The sequence below is a fragment of the Bradyrhizobium sp. genome (assembly GCF_035484855.1).
Classification (GTDB): domain Bacteria; phylum Pseudomonadota; class Alphaproteobacteria; order Rhizobiales; family Xanthobacteraceae; genus Bradyrhizobium.
In genome coordinates, this window is sequence record NZ_DATHOP010000247.1 from 1 (window position 1) to 18,797 (window position 18,797).

At 62.8% G+C, this 18,797-nt stretch carries 20 protein-coding genes; 6 read left to right on the top strand and 14 right to left on the bottom strand.

What is annotated here, in order from left to right:
- From VK804_RS28545 to VK804_RS28565, 5 genes are all read right to left on the bottom strand, one after another.
- The coding region (locus VK804_RS28545; protein WP_325376469.1) for an SDR family oxidoreductase at positions 1–880 on the bottom strand (880 nt) is incomplete at its 3' end.
- 108 nt (positions 881–988) lie between these two features.
- Positions 989–1,849, bottom strand: a complete 861-nt coding sequence (locus VK804_RS28550) for a MaoC/PaaZ C-terminal domain-containing protein (protein ID WP_325376566.1) — start codon at positions 1,847–1,849, stop codon at positions 989–991.
- 215 nt (positions 1,850–2,064) lie between these two features.
- Complete coding sequence (locus VK804_RS28555) at positions 2,065–2,454, bottom strand: Zn-ribbon domain-containing OB-fold protein (protein WP_325376471.1); 390 nt, start codon at positions 2,452–2,454, stop codon at positions 2,065–2,067.
- On the bottom strand, positions 2,454–3,602 hold the full coding sequence (locus VK804_RS28560; protein WP_325376474.1) for a thiolase domain-containing protein: 1,149 nt from the start codon (positions 3,600–3,602) through the stop codon (positions 2,454–2,456). Before VK804_RS28560 ends, VK804_RS28555 begins: the two co-directional genes overlap by 1 nt.
- A gap of 260 nt (positions 3,603–3,862) precedes the next feature.
- Complete coding sequence (locus tag VK804_RS28565; RefSeq protein WP_325376476.1) at positions 3,863–7,354, bottom strand: indolepyruvate ferredoxin oxidoreductase family protein; 3,492 nt, start codon at positions 7,352–7,354, stop codon at positions 3,863–3,865.
- Between the two features lie 321 nt (positions 7,355–7,675).
- Between VK804_RS28565 and VK804_RS28570 the strand changes: the two genes are divergently transcribed.
- Positions 7,676–8,878 (top strand): cytochrome c, encoded by a 1,203-nt coding sequence (locus VK804_RS28570; protein WP_325376478.1) that lies wholly within the window; start codon positions 7,676–7,678, stop codon positions 8,876–8,878.
- A 212-nt stretch (positions 8,879–9,090) separates the two neighbouring features.
- Positions 9,091–9,543, top strand: a complete 453-nt coding sequence (locus VK804_RS28575; protein WP_325376480.1) for a hypothetical protein — start codon at positions 9,091–9,093, stop codon at positions 9,541–9,543.
- Between the two features lie 78 nt (positions 9,544–9,621).
- Here VK804_RS28575 and VK804_RS28580 read toward each other — a convergent pair whose 3' ends face one another.
- Together VK804_RS28580 and VK804_RS28585 are read right to left on the bottom strand one after the other, a co-directional pair.
- Positions 9,622–10,437 (bottom strand): isocitrate lyase/phosphoenolpyruvate mutase family protein, encoded by an 816-nt coding sequence (locus VK804_RS28580; RefSeq protein WP_325376482.1) that lies wholly within the window; start codon positions 10,435–10,437, stop codon positions 9,622–9,624.
- A gap of 73 nt (positions 10,438–10,510) precedes the next feature.
- Positions 10,511–10,819: an NIPSNAP family protein gene (locus VK804_RS28585; protein ID WP_325376484.1), complete on the bottom strand. Its 309-nt coding sequence runs from the start codon at positions 10,817–10,819 to the stop codon at positions 10,511–10,513.
- 237 nt (positions 10,820–11,056) lie between these two features.
- Between VK804_RS28585 and VK804_RS28590 the strand changes: the two genes are divergently transcribed.
- The 3 genes from VK804_RS28590 (at position 11,057) to VK804_RS28600 (ending at position 13,292) form a co-directional block, all read left to right on the top strand.
- Positions 11,057–11,752 (top strand): metalloregulator ArsR/SmtB family transcription factor, encoded by a 696-nt coding sequence (locus VK804_RS28590; RefSeq protein WP_325376485.1) that lies wholly within the window; start codon positions 11,057–11,059, stop codon positions 11,750–11,752.
- Between the two features lie 157 nt (positions 11,753–11,909).
- Positions 11,910–12,920, top strand: a complete 1,011-nt coding sequence (locus VK804_RS28595; RefSeq protein WP_325376487.1) for an alpha/beta hydrolase — start codon at positions 11,910–11,912, stop codon at positions 12,918–12,920.
- Positions 12,921–13,064: 144 nt separating this feature from the next.
- Entirely contained in the window at positions 13,065–13,292 is a 228-nt protein-coding gene (locus VK804_RS28600; RefSeq protein WP_325376488.1) for a GCG_CRPN prefix-to-repeats domain-containing protein, read from the top strand.
- Between the two features lie 103 nt (positions 13,293–13,395).
- On the opposite strand, the gene VK804_RS28605 is transcribed toward VK804_RS28600, so the two are convergent.
- The 7 genes from VK804_RS28605 to VK804_RS28635 all read right to left on the bottom strand — a co-directional run bounded on the left by VK804_RS28605 (position 13,396) and on the right by VK804_RS28635 (position 18,209).
- Positions 13,396–13,635, bottom strand: a complete 240-nt coding sequence (locus VK804_RS28605) for a GCG_CRPN prefix-to-repeats domain-containing protein (RefSeq protein ID WP_325376490.1) — start codon at positions 13,633–13,635, stop codon at positions 13,396–13,398.
- A gap of 88 nt (positions 13,636–13,723) precedes the next feature.
- Positions 13,724–14,122: a twin-arginine translocation signal domain-containing protein gene (locus VK804_RS28610; protein WP_325376491.1), complete on the bottom strand. Its 399-nt coding sequence runs from the start codon at positions 14,120–14,122 to the stop codon at positions 13,724–13,726.
- A gap of 154 nt (positions 14,123–14,276) precedes the next feature.
- Complete coding sequence (locus VK804_RS28615) at positions 14,277–14,594, bottom strand: hypothetical protein (RefSeq protein WP_325376493.1); 318 nt, start codon at positions 14,592–14,594, stop codon at positions 14,277–14,279.
- Between the two features lie 136 nt (positions 14,595–14,730).
- The gene (locus VK804_RS28620) at positions 14,731–15,048 is read right to left on the bottom strand and encodes a hypothetical protein (RefSeq protein ID WP_325376494.1); all 318 of its coding nucleotides are present in this window, start codon (positions 15,046–15,048) and stop codon (positions 14,731–14,733) included.
- Between the two features lie 130 nt (positions 15,049–15,178).
- Complete coding sequence (locus tag VK804_RS28625; RefSeq protein WP_325376496.1) at positions 15,179–15,625, bottom strand: DUF2214 family protein; 447 nt, start codon at positions 15,623–15,625, stop codon at positions 15,179–15,181.
- A 27-nt stretch (positions 15,626–15,652) separates the two neighbouring features.
- On the bottom strand, positions 15,653–16,669 hold the full coding sequence (locus VK804_RS28630) for a hypothetical protein (protein WP_325376497.1): 1,017 nt from the start codon (positions 16,667–16,669) through the stop codon (positions 15,653–15,655).
- Between the two features lie 7 nt (positions 16,670–16,676).
- A complete protein-coding gene (locus VK804_RS28635; protein ID WP_325376499.1) occupies positions 16,677–18,209 on the bottom strand; it encodes an acyl-CoA carboxylase subunit beta in 1,533 nt (510 codons plus the stop codon).
- A 139-nt stretch (positions 18,210–18,348) separates the two neighbouring features.
- On the opposite strand from VK804_RS28635, the gene VK804_RS28640 reads away from it, so the two are divergent.
- A complete protein-coding gene (locus tag VK804_RS28640; RefSeq protein WP_325376501.1) occupies positions 18,349–18,768 on the top strand; it encodes a DUF4260 domain-containing protein in 420 nt (139 codons plus the stop codon).
- The last annotated feature ends 29 nt before the right edge of the window (positions 18,769–18,797 follow it).

Consider the following 18,797-nt stretch of genomic DNA (forward strand, 5'->3'; position numbering starts at 1 on the left):
ACTTAAATCTCCGCGCCGATTTCTTGATCTCTGCCTCGGAGAAGAAGATCTCGCCGGCGTGGGTAACAATATCCTCGGCCTTCCACCCCGTGAATGGCGGCGTCCAGCCTTCCATTTCCATCATCCGCATCTCGCGCACGCCGCGCGGGCCCGAAACGCCCAAAACCTTGCCGGTCTGGTCGCCGGAGAGGTCGCTGACCATGTACAACACGGCCGGGGCGATGCCGTCCGGCCCCAGCGCTGCTTTCGGGTTCTCGATATAGCGCGGCAGGTCTGCGGTCATGCGGGTCAGTGCGCCCGGCGCCAAGGTCCAGACCCTGATGTTGTATTTGCGGCCCTCGATCGCCAGCACGTTGGAAAGCCCCCAGATGCCGCCCTTGGCGGCGCCGTAATTGGTCTGGCCGAAATTGCCGATCAGGCCCGAGGTCGAGGAGGTATTGACGATGACGCCGCCGCCATTGTCGCGCATCCAGCGGAACACCGGCTGGCTGACGCAGAAGGTGCCTTTCAGATGCACCCGCAACACCTTGTCCCAGGCGGCTTCGGTGGCCTTGGCAAAGGTCTGGTCGAGCAGGATGCCGGCATTGTTGACGAGAATATCGGCGCGGCCGAAATGCTTGATCGCGTCGTCGAACACCGATTGCCCGCCGGCCATGGTCGAGATGTCGGCGCCGTTGGCGACCGCGCGGCCGCCGGCTTCCTTGATCGCGTTGACCACCTTCTGCGCCATCGAGACATCGGCGCCGGAACCGTCGCGGGGACCGCCGAGGTCGTTGACCACGACCGCCGCCCCCTCGCGCGCGAACAGCTTTGCATAGGCCTCACCGAGCCCGCCGCCCGCGCCTGTAATCAGCGCCACCTTGCCATCGAGTAATCCCATGGTCGTCTCTCCCTATTAGTTATCGTCATTCCGGGGCGCGCATAGCGCGAACCCGGAATCTCGAGATTCCGGGTCTGGTCCTTCGGACCATCCCGGAACGACGGCAAACTATCCCAGCACCGTCTTGCCGCTCTTGATGACCGCGACGTTGCGCGTCTTCACCTTGGCCTCGAATGAAATCACGTTGCCGTCCTTCCACAGATCCATGGTCACGGTCTCGCCGGGATAGACCGGCGAGGAAAAGCGGGCGACGTGCTGCCTGAAGGCGCCTGGGTCATAGTCGGCATACGTCTGCAGGATGCCGCGGCAGGTGATGCCGTAGGTGCACATGCCGTGCAGGATCGGCTTTGGAAAGCCGGCGCGCTTGGCGAAGTCGGGATCGCTGTGCAGCGGATTGCGGTCGCCGCAGAGACGATAGACCAGCGCCTGGTCCGGCCGCGTCGTGATGTCGATGGTCTTGTCGGGGCTGCGGCTCGGTACCTTGTGCGGTTCGGGCTGGCCTTCCGACGGGCCGCCGAAACCGCCATCGCCGCGGGCGAAACGCGAGGCCACCAGCGTCGCGAGTTCCTCGCCCTTGTCGTTCCTGAGCACGGTCTTGTGCCGGATCACCGCGCCCTTGTCCTTGCCCTTGTCGAAGCAGTCGAGCACGGTCGAATCGGCGGTGATATGCGCTGAAGTCGCCAGCGGCCGGTGGAAGGTGATGTCGCGCTCGCCGTCGACCACCATCACGCGGTTGAGATTCATCTCGCCGGGATTGGCGCCCCATGCCGCGACGGATGCAAACGTCGGCACCACCCTCAGCGGGCGCGGCGTGGCCACGGCCTCGTTGACGAAAGCCAGTTCCTTCTCGTCCATGGGATCAGCTCCCATCCCGATGCCATAAGCGTACAGCATCACCTCGCGATCCCCATAAGCATATTTCTGCCCGAGGTTTTTCAGCGCCATCAGCTCGTCGTACTTGATCGGCATCGCGGGTATTCCCTCCAAAACTTTTTTCAACGGTGCCATTTTCCTTACCCTCCCCTGGAGGGGGAGGGTCGGCTCGCCTCGCGCGAAGCAAGAGGCGAGACGGGGTGGGGTGACGGTCTCTCAACTCGGGCACTGTTCGAGTGGAGAGACTGTCACCCCACCCCGCCGCTCATTTCATTCGCGTCGACCCTCCCCCTCCAGGGGAGGGTAAAAACTCAGACCGGCGTGAAGAACGGCAGCGGCGGGCCGTCGGTGGTCTTGAACACCACCTTGACCTTCTGGCCGATCTTCAATTTGCTCATGTCGCAGTCGACGAAATTGGTCAGCAGCGACGGGCCCTCCTTCAACGTGACATAGCCGATCGCGTAAGGCCCGGAGGCGGATTTACGCATCAGGCTGAAACTGTAGATCTCGCCCTCGCCCGAGCTTTCTTCCCACACCGTCTGGTCGGAAAAACAAAACGGGCAGATCGAGCGCGGAAAGTAATGCGGCTCCCCGCAAGCGGTGCAGCGCTTGAACAACAGCTTGCCTTCGGGCGTCTGCTCCCAGAAATGCTTGGTCTCCGGATTGCCCTGCGGCGTCGGGTATTTCACTTTCGAGTCCATCACACGCGCTCCAGGATGCAGGTCGATGCGGCGTGGCGGACGCCAAGGAGACCGCCGGTGCCGTGCGCGATCGCGAGATCGCAGTTTTTCACCTGTACTTTCGGATGCGCCTCGCCGCGCAGCTGCCGCACCGCCTCGATGATCTTGGTCATGCCGCCGCGGTTGACGGGATGGTTGCTGCAGAGCCCGCCGCCGTCGGTGTTGAACGGCAATTTGCCGACGCCGGAAATCAGGTTGCCGTCGGCGACGAACTTGCCTCCCTCGCCCTTCTTGCAGAAACCGATGTCCTCGAGCTGCATCAAGACCGTGATGGTAAAACTGTCGTAGATCGAGGCGTATTTGATGTCCTTCGGCGTGACGCCGGCCTCCTCGAACGCCCGTGGGCCGGACCAGACGCCGGCCGAATAAGTCAGATTGAGATCCTTGCCGCCGCGCGGGCCCTTCATGGCCTCGCCGTGGCCAATCATCCGCACCAGCGGCTTCTTCAGGCTCTTCGCAATCGCCTCCGTCGTAACAACAAGCGCACCGCCGCCGTCGGTGACGACGCAGCAGTCCATCCGGTGCAGCGGGTCCGCGATCATCGGCGAGTTCAGCACGTCCTCGACGGTGACGACCTCCTTCAGCATCGCGTGCGGGTTGTATTGCGCGTGATGGGAGGCAGCGACCTTGATCCAGGCCAGCTGCTCGCTGGTGGTGCCGTACTCATGCATGTGGCGCATGGCGCACATGCCGTAGATATTGTGGGTGGTGGCGCCATAGGCGGCCTCGAAATCGACCTCGGCGCCGGTGGCGCGCGGCGGCATCACCCCGGTCCGCGGCTTGCCGGCGAGCGTGATCAGCGCAACAGAGCATTTCCCGGCCGCGATCGCCTCGGCGGCATGGCCGAGATGGACCAGATAGGAGCAGCCGCCGGTGTCGGTGGAATCGAAATGCCGGACCTTCAGGCCGAGATAATCGACCATCGCCATTGCGCCACCCGGGGCGTCGCCGGCGCAGAAATAGCCGTCGACATCGGCCTTGGCGAGGCCGGCATCTTCCAGCGCGCCCTTGGCGACTTCGGCATGGAGTTGTGCGATGGATTTATCGGGTGCATGCCGGGTCGGATGCTCGTAGATCCCGGCGAGGTAGGCCTTGCCCTTGATGGTCAAATCGTTCTCCGCTGGCGTTTCTTGTTCGCAAGCGGTTTTCTCGCCTGTTGGGGCTGGCTTGGCAAGCGGTGAAATATTCCGTGGGGCGAGACGGAGAAAAATGCCCCCAGTGACGTCATCCTGAGGTGCGCGCCCTTTGCGCGCCTCGAAGGATGGGGGCTCGGGCACCGGAGCCGGTCATCCTTCGAGGCTCGCCGAAGAGGCGAGCACCTCCAGCGATAACGGCGAAGCCGTTACGCGGGGATGACGTCCGAGAGATTCTACTCCGCCGCGATTTGCCTTGGCGCGGGCGGCGGGTTGCTGAGATCGGCGGCGAGCTGCGCGTAGCGGGCTTTGACGTCCCTTGCCGCCTTTTCCTTCACCGGGCCGTAGCCGCGGATGCGATCGGGCAGCGAGAGAAGTTCGATCGCGGTATCGAGCGTCAGCGGCGACAGCACGGACAGCACGTGGGCTGTATCCTTCTCGTAGCCCGCGATCAACTCGCGCTCCAGCCGGCGGTCGGGGCTCCGGGCGAAGATATCGAAGGCCGTGCCGCGCAGGCCGCGCATTTTTGCCAGCAGTCGCAATACCGGCATCATCCAGGCCCCGAAGGCGCGCTTCTTCGGCCGTCCCAGCGCGTCCTTAGCCCCGCCCAGGATCGGCGGGGCGAGGTTGAAACTGAACTTGAAGTCGCCGTCGAACTGGTCGCGGAGCTGCTTTTCAAAGCGGCCGTCGGTATAGAGCCGCGCCACCTCGTATTCGTCCTTGTAGGCGAGCAGTTTTGCGTAGTTGATGGCGACCGCGCGCGGTAACGCCTCGCCAAAGCCGCCATTGAGGGACGCGTCGCGCACCTGCTTCACGAGGTTCTGATAGCGCGCGGCAAGCTTTTCGTTCTGGTAGTCCGTCAACAACGCGCTGCGGTGGGCGATGATCTCGTCGAGCGACATCTCGTCCAGCGTCTTCGATGCTGCGCCAGCGTCCTGGCCCTTCATCATCGCCACGATCCGCGCGGGATCGGCGGCGGCAAGGCGCCCGAGCCGGAACGCCTGCGTGTTCATCTTGATCGCGACGCCGTTGACCTCGATCGCCTGCTCGATGGCGGCGGCCGACAGCGGCAACAGCCCCTTCTGATAGGCAAAGCCCATCATCATCATGTTGGTGGCGATGGAATCCCCAAGCAGGGTTTCGGCGGGCTTTGTAAAGTCGAAGAACGAGGAATCCCTGCGCAGCGCGGTCTCCAGCACGCCGTTGACCTTGCGGCTCTGGAAATTGAAATCGCGGTTCATGATGAAATCCGCGATCGGAATCAGATGGGTGTTGATGACGCCAACGGTGCGGCTGGATTCGCAGAGCGTGATGGTGTCCTTGGCGACCGCCACCACTTCGTCGGCCGCGATCACGAGATCGGCGGTGCCGGTGACGATGCGCGAACAGGTGACGTCGGCGGTATGCTCCGACAGCCGCACATGGCTCAGCACCGCGCCGCCCTTTTGCGCCAACCCGGACATGTCGAGGATCATGCTGGCCTTGCCCTCGATATGGGCGGCCATACCGAGCAACGCGCCGATGGTCAGCACGCCGGTGCCGCCGACGCCGCCGACGGCGACGTTATAGGGCCGCTCCAGCGAGGGTTTTGACGCGGGCTCCGGCAGTTCGCCGATATCGCCGACGCCGGCCGGCGCGCGCTTGCGCAATTTGCCGCCGTCGACGGTGACGAAGGACGGGCAGAAACCCTTGACGCAGGAATAATCCTTGTTGCAGGTCGACTGGTTGATGGTGCGCTTGCGCCCCATCTCGGTCTCCAGCGGCTCGACCGAGATGCAGTTCGACTGCACCGAGCAGTCGCCACAGCCCTCGCAGACGGCGGGATTGATCAACACGCGCCGCGCCGGATCCTCCAGCGTGCCGCGCTTGCGGCGGCGGCGCTTTTCGGCGGCACAGGTCTGCACGAACACGATGGCGGATGCACCCTTCACCTGGCGTAGCGTCTTCTGCACCTCATCGAGCTGGTCACGATGCGCGGTCCTGGTGCCCGGCGCGATCTCGGAAGCCGGATAGGCGGCAGGATTTTCCGACACCAGATAGATATCGCGGATGCCCTCGGAGTGCAGCTGGAAGGTGATCTGCTGCGGCGACAAATCGCCATCTACGTGCTGGCCGCCGGTCATCGCGGTCGCGTCGTTATAGAGGATCTTGTAGGTGATGTTGGCCTTGGAGGCAATCGCCTGGCGGATCGCGAGGCTGCCGGAATGGAAGTAGGTGCCGTCGCCGAGATTGGCGAACACGTGCTCTTCATTGGTGAAGGGCGCGACACCGACCCAGGGCACGCCCTCGCCGCCCATATGGGTGAAGGTCTCGGTATTGCGGTCCATCCACAGCGCCATGAAGTGGCAGCCGATGCCGGCAAAGGCGCGGCTTCCTTCCGGCACCTTGGTCGAGGTGTTGTGCGGACAGCCCGAGCAGAAATACGGCGTACGGGTAACCGGCGCCACGGGCAGCATTTGCATCGCCAGACGGCCGTTGAACCAGTCGGCTTTCGCGCGCAGCATGGCCGCGATTTCGGGATTGAGATTAAGTCGAAGCAGGCGCTCGGTGAGCGAGCTTGCGAGCGAAGCGACGCTCAGCTCTTCCGCGAACGGCAGGAAGCGTTTGTCGTGCTCGTCCATCTTGCCGACGATGCGCGGACGGACGTCGTCGCGCCAGTTGAACAGTTCCTGCTTGACCTGGTTTTCGACGATCTCGCGGCGCTCCTCGATGATGAGGATTTCCTCGAGCCCGACGGCGAATTCGCGCACGCCCTGCGGCTCCAGCGGCCAGGGCATGCCGATCTTGTAGAGCCGCAAGCCGATCTTGGCGGCGACTTCGGGCGTGACGCCGAGTTCGCGCAGCGCCTGCCGGATATCCTCATAGCTCTTGCCGGAAGCCATGATGCCGAAGCGCGCATTCGGCGAATCCATGGTGATGCGGTTGACCTTGTTGGCGCGGGCAAAGGCGATTGCGGCAAATCCCTTGTAGTCCTGCAGCCGCCGGTCCTGGTCGAAGCGGTCGTCGGGCCAGCGCAGATTGAGCCCGCCGGGCGGCATCTCGAAATCAGCCGGGATGATGAAGGGCTTCATCTCATCGGAAAGATCGATCTCGGCCGTAGTCTCCACGGTCTCGGTGATTACCTTCATGCCGACCCAGCAGCCGGAATAGCGCGACATCGCTATTCCCAACAGGCCCATCTCGATCATCTCGTGGATGCTGGAGGGATAGAGATAGGGCATCAGCGCCGAGATGAAGGCATGGTCCGACTGATGCGGGACGGTAGAGGATTTGGCGCCGTGGTCGTCGCCGGCCAGGCACAGCACGCCGCCGTTTTTCGCCGAGCCCGCGGCGTTGCCGTGGCGGAACACGTCGCCGCAGCGGTCGACGCCGGGACCCTTGCCGTACCAGATGCCCACCACGCCGTCATGGCGCGCGCCCTTCGAGAGATTGAGTTGCTGCGAGCCCCAGATCGCGGTGGCCGCGAGGTCTTCATTCACACCGGGCTGAAACTTGATGTTGTACTGCTCGAGATGTTTTCGCGCGGCGAACAATTGCTGGTCGTAGCCGCCGAGCGGCGATCCCCGGTATCCCGTGACGAACCCCGCGGTGTTCAGCCCGCTCGCCCGGTCGCGTCTGATTTGCGCCATCGGCAGGCGGACCAGCGCCTGAATGCCCGTCAGGAAGACGTGGCCTGACCCTTGCGTGTATTTCTGGTCGAGACTGATCGGACCCTGGTTTAATCCCATTCCATCCTCTTTGCGCCCGCAACCGGCCGGCGGGCGACTGTTTTACCTAGCCACTCAATCCGTTAGAACAAGGCCAGAGCTTTGGTGCCGATCCGAACTTCGCCACTCTATGTCGATTTTTGCAAGCCGCGCACCCCAAATCTCGGCAAGTCAGTTCCGCGCAGGCAGGTTCGCAATTTCATGGCGAAACAAACCAGCCCGCTTTTCGTATTGTGTCGTGCCACGGCCCCGGTTTGAAACGACCTGCCGACTTGGCGGGCGGGTTTTCGCGCTATACTGGCAGCAGACGGAGTTGAACCGGTAGTGGGACGACATTGGACGATGCGGCTGATTCTCGCGACGGTGCTTTTGTGCACTGCATTTAACGCGGCCGGGGCGGAGACCGAGGCCTCGGAGGAGGACATTGCCCATGGCAAGGCGCTGGTGATCGCAGGCGATTGCGCGAGCTGCCATACCGCCGATCCGGCCAAGCCGTTCGCCGGGGGAAAACGCATCAACACCCCGTTCGGCGGGATTTATTCGCCGAACCTGACGCCGGACCGCGACACTGGCCTCGGCGCATGGAGCGAGGAGGATTTCCACCGCGCGTTGCGTAGCGGCGTGGCGCCCGACGGTTCGCGCTATTACCCGGCATTCCCCTATCCGTATTTCACCAAGCTGACGCGGCAGGACATCGAGGCGATCCGCGTCTACCTCGCGACGCTGGCGCCGGTTCGCAACAGCGAGCCACCGCCCGAGCTGCGCTGGCCGCTGAACTACCGCGTGGTGATGCGGGTCTGGAACGCCCTGTTCTTCCGGCCCGGCATTTTCGAGCCCAACCAGCAGAAAAGCACGGAATGGAATCGCGGCGGCTATCTCGTCACGGGCGCTGCGCATTGCGGCGCCTGCCACACGCCCAAAAACCTGTTCGGCGCCGACCGGCGCGGCCGCAGCTTCGGCGGCAGCGAGGTCGACGGCTGGTATGCGCCACGGCTCGACAATGCCGCGCGCAGCGGCCTGAAATCGTGGAGCGAGGACGATCTCGTCGAATATCTCTCCAGCGGCCGCAACGGCAAGAGCCATGCCGACGGGCCGATGGCCGACGTCGTGGTCAATTCGACTTCGCAGATGAGCGACGCCGACGTCCGCGCCATCGCGGTGTACCTGAAGGATCTTCCGGCGGGCGCCTCCGAGCCGGTCGTGACGCCGCCGCCGGATGCGGACATGGCCGCGGGCAAGGCGGTTTACGACCATAACTGCGTCTCCTGCCATGAGGCGGACGGAAGCAGTGCGCCGCGGATCTATCCGCCGTTACCCGGCAACGCGCTGTTGCAATCCGGCGATCCCCTGAGCACATTGCGCATCATTCTCGACGGAGCCCAGACCGTGACCACGCGGCGCGCGCCCAACCCGGGCTCGATGCCGGCTTATGCCAAGCAATTATCCGATTCTGAGGTTGCCGACGTCGCAAACTACATCCGCAATTCCTGGGGCAACGCGGCGCCCCTGGTGACGCCGACGCAGGTCAAGCGGGCGCGCAAGTAAAAGTAATCGTCATTCCGGGGCGATGCGAAGCATCGAACCCGGAATCTCGAGATTCCGGTCTGGTCCTTCGGACCATCCCGGAATGACAAACAACTACTTGTCATGATCCATGCGAAGTTCCCTCAATATTGCAACAAACACCGCCGCGAATCAGGGAACCCGCCTCGTCGCCAGCGAGTTGTCCTCCATTCGTCTAATGGAGGAACCCAGCCATGGCCAACGAACGTATTCCGAACGACCCGTATCGTTCCAGCCCAGCCGACGATCCCTATCGCCCCGCGGACAGCGCCTATCGCACCAGACGGGCCGAAGAGGAACTTCGCAACGCGGCGCGCCTCGACAATGAACTGCAGATGGATCCCGAACTCGCCGAAGGTCCGGCGAGCAGTGGCCGGATTGCGGCATTCGCCGTCGCCATCGCCGTCATACTCGGCGCGGTGTTCTATGGACTGAACCATTCGACCGTCAACCAGGCTGGCACGTCGTCGACGGCGCAGAACACCCCCTCGTCGCCGCCCGCGGCACCTCCGGGCATGCGTGACGTGACCCCGCGGGCCAACAACATGGCGCCGGGTCAGACCACGGGCGCCGCTCCGGCGCAGCCGCAGACGCCGAACATGAACCGCACCGGCAACCCGCCGCTGGATAGCGGCGAGAGCAAGTAACGTTCAGGGCCTGCGGCATCCGAAACGCGAACGCAGTGGACGAGCCATCGCTACACTGCGTTCGCTTAACTCTGCCCGTTAGCTGAACATCTTGTTCAGCTCGCCGCCGGGCTGCGCGTGGCCGAACTCGTTGAACGTCCCCTTCTCCGCGATCTCGCGCGCCGCGCGCATGAAGCCGCCCCAGGCGGCGCGCGCCAGCGAGCCGCCGATGCTGATGCGGCGGACGCCCAGTTCGGTAGCCTCCGCGACCGACACGCCCGGCCATCCCTGCAAGAGATTGACCGGCTTGGGATGCACCGCCCTCACGACGGCTGCGATCTGTTCCGGGGTGCGGATACCCGGCGCATACAGGCAATCGGCGCCGGCGTCCGAGTAGGCCTTGAGGCGATCGATCACGAGGTCGAGATCGGCCCGTCCAACCAGAAACCCTTCGCAGCGTCCCGTCAGCAACACGCCGCTGTTGTCGGCATCGATCGCACCGCGCGCCGCCTTGATGCGCGCGATCGCCTCGCTGCGCTCGTAGAGCGGTCTTGCCGCGTCTCCGGTGGAATCCTCGATCGACAGCCCGGCCACGCCGGTCTTGACCGCGCGCGCGACATTGGCCGCGACTTTCTCGGGCTCGTGCGCGAAGCCGCCCTCGAAATCGGCATTGACCGGCAGATCGACCGCCGCGCACAGCGCGGTAAGATGCGTCAGCACGTCTTCCAGTGTGACGCGGTTGTCGGCCTTGCCGATCGTCCATGCAAAACCGGCGCTCGTCGAGGCGAGCGCCTTGAAGCCCATATGCTGCAGCGCCTTGGCGCTGCCGACATCGTAAGGATTGGGTATCACGAAGCAGCCGCTTTCGTGCAGCTTGCGGAAAGTGGCGCGCTTGTCTTTGGTGGTGACCGGCATGATCTTTCTCCCTCAAGTTTCTTCTTCGGCGCGAAACATAGCGAGGCCGGGCGGCAAGCGCCAGCCGCGCAGTTTACGCGACCACCTTGCGCAGGAAGGTACGTTCCTCCGCGAGGATGAATTTGTTCTCCTCGGCGAAGTTGAAATTGGCCAAGCCTTCCGCGTCGTTACGAAGCCGCGCGCGATAGCTTTCGTAAGCTGCGAGGCTCTCGAATGAAATCAGCGCGAAGGCGATGTTGTTGGTGCCTTCATGCGGCATCCAGTAACCCCCAAGATCGCCTCCGCATTTCGGGATGATGCTGACCCAGCGCTGCGCGTATTGCTCGAACATCGCGCGCTTGAACGGATCGATCTGGTAGCGGATGAAAACGGTGACGGCCACGGGAGCCTCCAATACTGGCACACCGTCATTGCGAGCGCAGCGAAGCAATCTATCTTCCGTCATTCCGGGATGGTCCGAGGGACCAGACCCGGAATCTCGAGATTCCGGGTTCGATGCTTCGCATCGCCCCGGAATGACAGTCACTGATTGCTTCGCTTCGCTCGCAATGACGGAACCAATTTCCAATCCCGACAATAATCGCTTGCCTCACACCAATGCTTCGGTTAACATCGAACTATGAAAGCAGGTCCCGATATCGCGATGGTCGCTTCGCTGGTCGGCGATCCCGCGCGCGCCAACATGCTGACCGCGCTGATGACCGGCCACGCGCTGACCGCAACCGAGCTGGCGCACCAAGCCGGCATCACGCCGCAGACCGCGAGCTCGCATCTTTCCAAGCTCGAGGCCGGCGGCCTGATCGAGCAGGAGAAGCAGGGGCGCCACCGCTATTATCGCATCACCGGACCCGACGTCGCCGGCGTGCTCGAAGGGCTCGAGAGCCTTGCCGCGCGCGCCGGCCACATGCGCGTGCGCACCGGGCCGAAGGATCCGGCGCTGCGGCGGGCGCGGGTCTGCTACGATCATCTGGCCGGCGATCTCGGCGTGCAGATGCTCGACAGCATGAAGCGGCAGAAGCTGGTTCGCCAGAACAAGCAGGCGATCGAGCTCACCGCCGAGGGCCAGCGCTTCATGGCCAAAACCCTGCAGATCGATGCCGGCATGCTCGCCCATCCGCGCCGCCCGGTGTGCAAGGCCTGCCTCGACTGGAGCGAGCGGCGCCATCATCTGGCGGGCACGCTCGGGGCCGCCGTCATGAACCGCTTCACCGAGCTGAAATGGGCCGTGCGCGATTCGGCGCCGGGCAGCCGCGTCGTCAATTTCAGCCGCACCGGCGAGAAGCGTTTTGCGGCGCTGTTCGGCAACGGCGAGTAATCGCCCCACTCATTCAATTCCGTCATGCCCGGCCTTGTGCCGGGCATCCACGTCTTTAGGTATATCGACGGGGCAAAGACGTGGATGGCCGGGTTTAGGCGAGCGGAAGCGACGCCGTCCTTCGGACGGCTACGCCCGGCCATGACGGAGCTGCTCTATGAACCGCCTTTACGTTGTGGCATTCGCCGTCATTCTCGCATTGCCGTGCAGGTCAATCAACGCCGCCGACAATACACCGCGCGAACCCTACGGCATCGACCTCGAAGGTTTTGCCTATCCCTACCCCGTCAACCTGCTGCCGCTTGTCAATGACGGCGAGCAACTGCGGATGGCTTACATGGACGTCGCGCCGGCACAGCCCAACGGCCGCGTTGTGGTGCTGCTGCATGGCCGCAATTTTCCGTCGAGCTACTGGGCACCCGTCATCAAGACGCTGACGGACGCCGGCTACCGGGTGGTGGTGCCGGACCAGATCGGTTTTGGCAAATCCTCGAAGCCCTGGGGCGAACTGCATTTCGACACGTTGGCGCGCAACACCATCGCGCTGCTCGATCATCTGGGAATTGCGAAGGCCGACATTGTCGCGCATTCGCTGGGCGGCATGCTCGCGGTGCGGATCGCACGCGCCTACCTGGACCGGGTCGCGCATCTGTTGCTGACCGCGCCGATCGGGCTCGAGGATTACCGGCTCTACGTGCCGCCGACGCCGACCGAGAAGATCATGGAGAACGAGGACAAGCTCACCGCCGAGGGTTATCGCAAGCAGCTCGAGACGAACTATTCGCTGAAACTGCCGCCGGAGCAGGTGACGCCGTTCATCGACGCCCGCTTCAACATCAAGGGCAGCGCGGAATATCCGCGCTGGCTGCGCGCCTTCGTCAGTTCGGCGCAGATGATTTATCGCGAGCCGGTGGCGCACGAAATTCCGCTGCTGACGCAACCGACGCTGTTCATCATGGGCGCGGACGATCACAATGCGCCGGGCCGTCCGAACGCGCCGGAGGCGCTACGGCCAAAAATGGGCCAGAACGCCGAGCTTGCAAAAGCGCTCGCGGCGACGATGCCCGACGCCCGCGCCGAGGTGATCGAAAATACCGGGCACCTGGCGTTCCTGGAAGCGCGCCAGAAATTCGACGCGCTGATGCTGGCGTTCCTCGCCTCTCACTAGCTTGGCGTTTCAAGAACCGCCATTCACACCGCGTTCAGATCGTCGCCACTAGGTTCCCGCCCGGTTCGACGGTTGACCATCCGGCATGTCGCATCGCATAAGCATTTTTCGGCGCCGCGTCGCGGCCAACTGGAGGGAGAAACCATGAGGTATCTTTTCGCGGCCGCACTAGTGGCCACCACAATCGCCGGCTTTGGCGCTGCGAGTGCGGCAGGCGGCTGCGGCCCCGGCTTCCATCGCGGTCCCTATGGCGGCTGCCGTCCCAACGGCGACGTCGTCGTGGTCGAGCGGCCCGCAGTGGTCGTGGTTCCCGCCGGCCGCGTTTGTCCAGTCGGTTTCAGTTGGCGCTACGGACGCTGCCGTCCGATCTGAATCATCGTCATCACGGCTCACGGCAAAACCCCGCCTGGTGGCGGGGTTTTTGTTTTGTCGACAAAAAAGAGAGGGCGGAAATTTCCGCCCTCTCGCAATTTCCTCACCAATTACGGAAGCAGCGCCGGCCGAACGGCCCGGAATGCCAGCCGGGCGGGCAATTATACATCGGGCGGCAGCCGCCATAGGGACCGCGGTGCCAGCCGGGACCGCAGCCGCCGGCGACGCGGATGACATCTGATGATGCGGCCTGATCGAGCGGGGCCAGCGGCATCGCCTTCGACGCGGAAATCGCCGCAAGGCCGAGACAAATGGCAAGCGCTGATGCAATAAGCATTTTCATGGACTGATTCCTTTCCTCTCAATTTGCCGCGACGCGGCGGTTTTGCAGTTACGCAAACATTATGGCGGCCCCGCAGCATGCCGCCCGTTTACCAGTGATGGCGATGCCAGCGGCGGTGCCAGTGCCGGTGGTGCCAGCCCCAGTGTCGCCGGTGCCAGCGGCGATGCCAATGGTGGTGCCAGTGATGGCCCCAGCGTACTTGTTCGGGCTGCAGGCGGCTCACTTCGTCCGCGCTGGTCACCGCGGGACGCAGTTCCGGCTGTTCGGGTGCGGCCGGCAGTTGATCTCCGGCAATTGATTGCGGCGCCAACGGCGCGGCCTTGACGCTTGTCGCCAGCGCGGCGGAGCCGGCGGCAATTCCAATGGCGAGCTTCAGAAAATCGCGGCGTTCCATGACATCTCCCTGTTCGTCCGTGGCAAGTGACGCCGACAGAGTTTGAATGCGCCGAGATGAATGGCCGCTGAATTCCGCGTTCAGGTGGGCCATCCTCCATCGTCGTCCCTGCGAACGCACCCGGCTCGTCATGGCCGGGTGCCTGTCCTCGACCTGATCGGGGATGACCCGGCCATCCATCCTCTTCGCAAGACTCTTTCAAAGAGAGATGGATACGCGGGTCAAGCCCGCGTATGACGACCATGGTTCACACCGGCCCCTGCTCCTCCGCCAGCGCCAGAATTTCCCGGGTCCGCGTCACCTCGGGAAAGGCACGGTCGAATTCGCCAACCAGTTTCCTGATCACCTCGCCGCCCAGGTCACGTTCGAGCCTCGCCTGATCGGCGACCTGATACATCGCCTGGTGCAGCGAGGGATCGCTGGCGCTCCAGAGCCGCCAGCCCCTCACGGCGCCCAGCGCCTTGATGACATCGGGCAGATGCTCCCGGTGATACCACTCGTCGAATGCTTCGCGTTTCGCCGGATCGGCGACAATGGCGCGAACGACGAAAAAGGCTGCTGGCATGGGTTTCCTCCGCAATTGCTTTTGGTACGGTGGGTTAGGCGAAGCCGTAACCCACCGCTACGCCCGCGCCCAAAGGTGGTGGGTTACGCTGCGCTAACCCACCCTACACGTAAATCCATCCGGTGGGCGGTCGCCCTCACGCCGCGGCATATTCCTCCGCCAGCACGAGCAGATCGCGCGTGCGCGTCACGCCGGGCCAGGCACGGTCAAAATCGGCAACCAGCCGCTTCAGCTCGTCACCGCCCATGGCGCGATCGAGCGCAGCCTGATCGGCGAACTCATACGTCGCCTGATGCAGCGAAGGATCGCTGACGCTCCAGAACCGCCACGCCTTGACAGCGCCGAACACCTTTGCGGCATCCGGCATGTGCTCCCGGCTATACCATTCGTCGAACGCCCGGCGCTTGGCGGGATCGGTGACGGTGGCGCGGACCACGAAATAGGCTGATGGCATGGGGTGTTTCCTCCTGCTTCTTGGTTTCGTCATTCCGGGGCATCGCGCAGCGATGAACCCGGAATCCAGAGATTATACGCTCGAGATTCCGGGTTCGCGCTACCGCGCGCCCCGGAATGACGAAGGAAATCTAAACCCAGCCGCCCCGCGCCATGATTGCCGCGCACAGCAGGATGATGACGATCGCCAGAAGCTCACTGTGGATCACCATCGTGACGCGCCGCAGCTTCTGCGCCTCGACCACCGGCACCTGCCCGGCTTTGACCGCCCCGCGCCACGACAGGAACTCCATGGTCGGGATTATCGACAGCAACCCGATCACGATGAACAGCGAGAATTTCGTCAGGAAGGCATGGCTGTGGAAATAATAATCCGCGCCCTTCTCGAAAAAGAACACGCGCAACAGCCCGATCGCGAACAGCGCGCCGGCGGCGACGCCGAGCACAAGATCAGTGACCTGCAGCCGGCGCGCGGCCGACAGCGTCAGCTCGCCGCGGATCAGCACGAACTCGATCGCGACGGCAGCCACCAGCGTAAAGGCGCAGAGGTGGTGGAGGAAGGCGAACAGCGTGGTCATACAGTTCCTCGACACTGGACAATTGATCTACGAGCCGGTGGCCTTTTCTGCTTCCAGCAATGGATTCAGCCATCGGTAAAGTTCAGGGAAGCCTGCCTTAGCCGGGATAGGATTTACATCAATAAATTTCGCTTCAAAGAACTGTTGCCATCCTGCCTCGCATGATCGTCTCGGATGATTGGCAACCCAAGAAGCGTGGAAGTTATCGTGGACCTCATAGTGGTGACTGTGAATGAACGGCTTCCAATTGGCGGAAAGTTCATCTTCGGCCTTCACATCTACTATTTCGGTCTGCTCCATATCGCGGCCAGCCACATCACCCCATGCATTCTTCATTAGCGCGACAGCTTCGACATCTGACTTAGGTGCTCCGTATCCAAAAATTGTTAGAGCAAACGCCTGCTTTAGGTGCAATTCCAACCCCCTCCATTCAGCCTGAATGAAGGTATCGCAATGGTAATCCTTATGCGCGACAGGGTAGAGCAACTTGGTGGGCTTGAACGCTTGTCCGCAAACTGAACACCTACCCCCCCTTTTTCCCTTTCGCTTATCCGTGCCGCAATAGCCAACGGCAACACTTCCGTGAAGATACGCAACGCGCGGCGGTGCCGCGGTTCGATGATTGCGACTGCAGGCTTGATATAAGAATGGATCCCAATTGAATGTTGCGATGAAATCTTTCTCCCGCAAAGAAAGAACTAGATGATCATAGATCGTTGGATAATCAGGTAATTCCAACTCGGAAAAATACCTGTCAATTGCGTCCTCGATCTTTGCTGCCCCGAGAGGATTGCTTCGTAAAAGATTGGAATAGATCAACTCGAAGTTGTCGCCCCTGGAATGCTTGATCCCACATTCCTTTAGAAGGGCCTCAAGCCCCAGAACCTCCACCAAATTGGTCATAACTGGCAGCTGTTGGCCGTTCTTGTCACCTTTGGGGAACGAGGCCAAGCTTGCACCAGCACCTAAAATAATCACATGTGGGCGGTCTACCTGAACGTCCGCTATCTCCTGTTCAACGGTATAAAGATGGTCGTCGCTCACCAGCACCTCACAGCGGCAAATTATCGTGCTTCTTCATCGGCATCTCGACATGCTTGTCCCGCAGCATCGCCAGCGCCCGCGCGATCCTTCGCCTTGTCGAATGCGGCATGATGACGTCGTCGATATAGCCGCGCTCGGCGGCGATGAAGGGCGATAGAAAGCGGTCTTCGTATTCCTTCGTCCGCGCGGCGATCGCTTCGGTGTCGCCGATGTCGCTGCGGAAGATGATCTCGACCGCGCCCTTGGCGCCCATCACGGCGATCTGGGCGGTCGGCCAGGCGTAGTTCATGTCGGCGCCGATTTCCTTTGACGCCATCACGTCGAACGCGCCGCCATAGGCTTTTCGGGTGATCACGGTCACCAGCGGCACCGTGCATTGCGAATAGGCGAACAGCAGTTTCGCGCCGTGTTTTATCAGGCCGCCGTATTCCTGCGCGGTGCCCGGCAGGAAGCCCGGGACATCCACAAAGGTGACGATCGGGATGTTGAAGGCATCGCAGAAGCGGACAAAGCGCGCGGCCTTGCGCGAGGCGTCGCTGTCGAGCACGCCCGCCAGCACCATCGGCTGGTTGGCGACAAAGCCGACCGTACGGCCGGCGATGCGGCCGAAACCGGTGACGACGTTTTTCGCAAAGGCCTCGGAGATTTCGAAAAAATCGCCCTCGTCGACGACCTTCAGGATCAGTTCCTTCATGTCGTAGGGCTTGTTCGGATGGTCGGGGATCAGCGTGTCGAGCGACATGTCGACGCGCTCGGTGTCGTCGAAGCTCGGCCATTCCGGCACGCCCGAGGTGTTGCTGGAGGGCAGGAAATCGATCAGCCGGCGCATCTGCAACAGCGTCTCGACATCGTTCTCGAAGGCGCCGTCCGCAATCGAGGAGCGCGTCGCATGCACCGAAGCGCCGCCAAGTTCTTCCGCCGTCACCACCTCGTTGGTCACGGTCTTCACCACGTCGGGCCCGGTGACGAACATGTAGCTCGTGTTCTTCACCATGAAGATGAAATCGGTCATGGCCGGCGAATAGACGTCGCCGCCGGCGCACGGGCCCATGATGACCGAGATCTGCGGGATCACGCCTGACGCAATGACGTTGCGGCGGAACACATAGGAATAGCCGGCCAGTGCGGCGACGCCTTCCTGGATGCGCGCGCCGCCGGCGTCGTAGAGCCCGATGATCGGCGCCCTCGCCTTCATCGCCATGTCCTGGATTTTGACGATTTTCTGCGCGTGCGTCTCCGACAGCGAACCGCCGAACACGGTAAAATCCTTGGCAAAGACAAAAGTCTTGCGGCCGTTGACGGTGCCCCAGCCGGTGACGACGCCATCGCCCGGCACTTTGGTCTTTTCCATGCCGAATTCGACCGAGCGGTGTTCGACGAACATGTCGAACTCCTCGAAACTTCCCTTGTCGAGCAGAAGCTCGATGCGCTCGCGCGCAGTCAGCTTGCCGCGGGCGTGCTGCGCCTCGATGCGCTTTTCGCCGCCGCCGAGTTTTGCCCCGGCGCGGCGCTCTTCGAGGGTGTCCAGGATGTCTTTCATTGGCTCCCGCCCGTCGTTTCCCGTGAGATTTGAACCGGTTCTAACACGGCATATTGCCGGCGGGAAACGCCCTTCCCGGCATCTGGCGCCCTGCGGCTGCAGCACGATATATCCGGAGGCAACATTGGAGAACACGCCCATGGCCGACATTGCGATGACCGATCCCCGAGGTGCCGTCACCGGCGGCGTGCGAACCACGCTCCGGCTGGAAGGCCTCACGCTATTCGCTGGCATGACGCTGCTCTACGCGGTCTGGGGCGGATCGTGGTGGATCTACGCGATCCTGTTCCTGGCGCCCGATTTGAGCTTTGTCGCCTATCTCGCCGACACAAGGACGGGCGCGGTCGTCTACAACGCCGCGCACAGCTACATGGCGCCGGTGACGCTGATGACGGCCGGATTTGCGCTGGCCTCGCCACTCACGCTTTCGATCGCGATGATCTGGATGGCGCATATCGGCATCGACCGTGCGCTCGGCTATGGCCTCAAATATTTTGCCGGGTTCGGCTTCACCCATCTCGGCCGCATCGGCAACGCCGCGAAGACGTCGGCGAATTGACAGCCTGCCGCCTGCTTGTTCTATTCGCG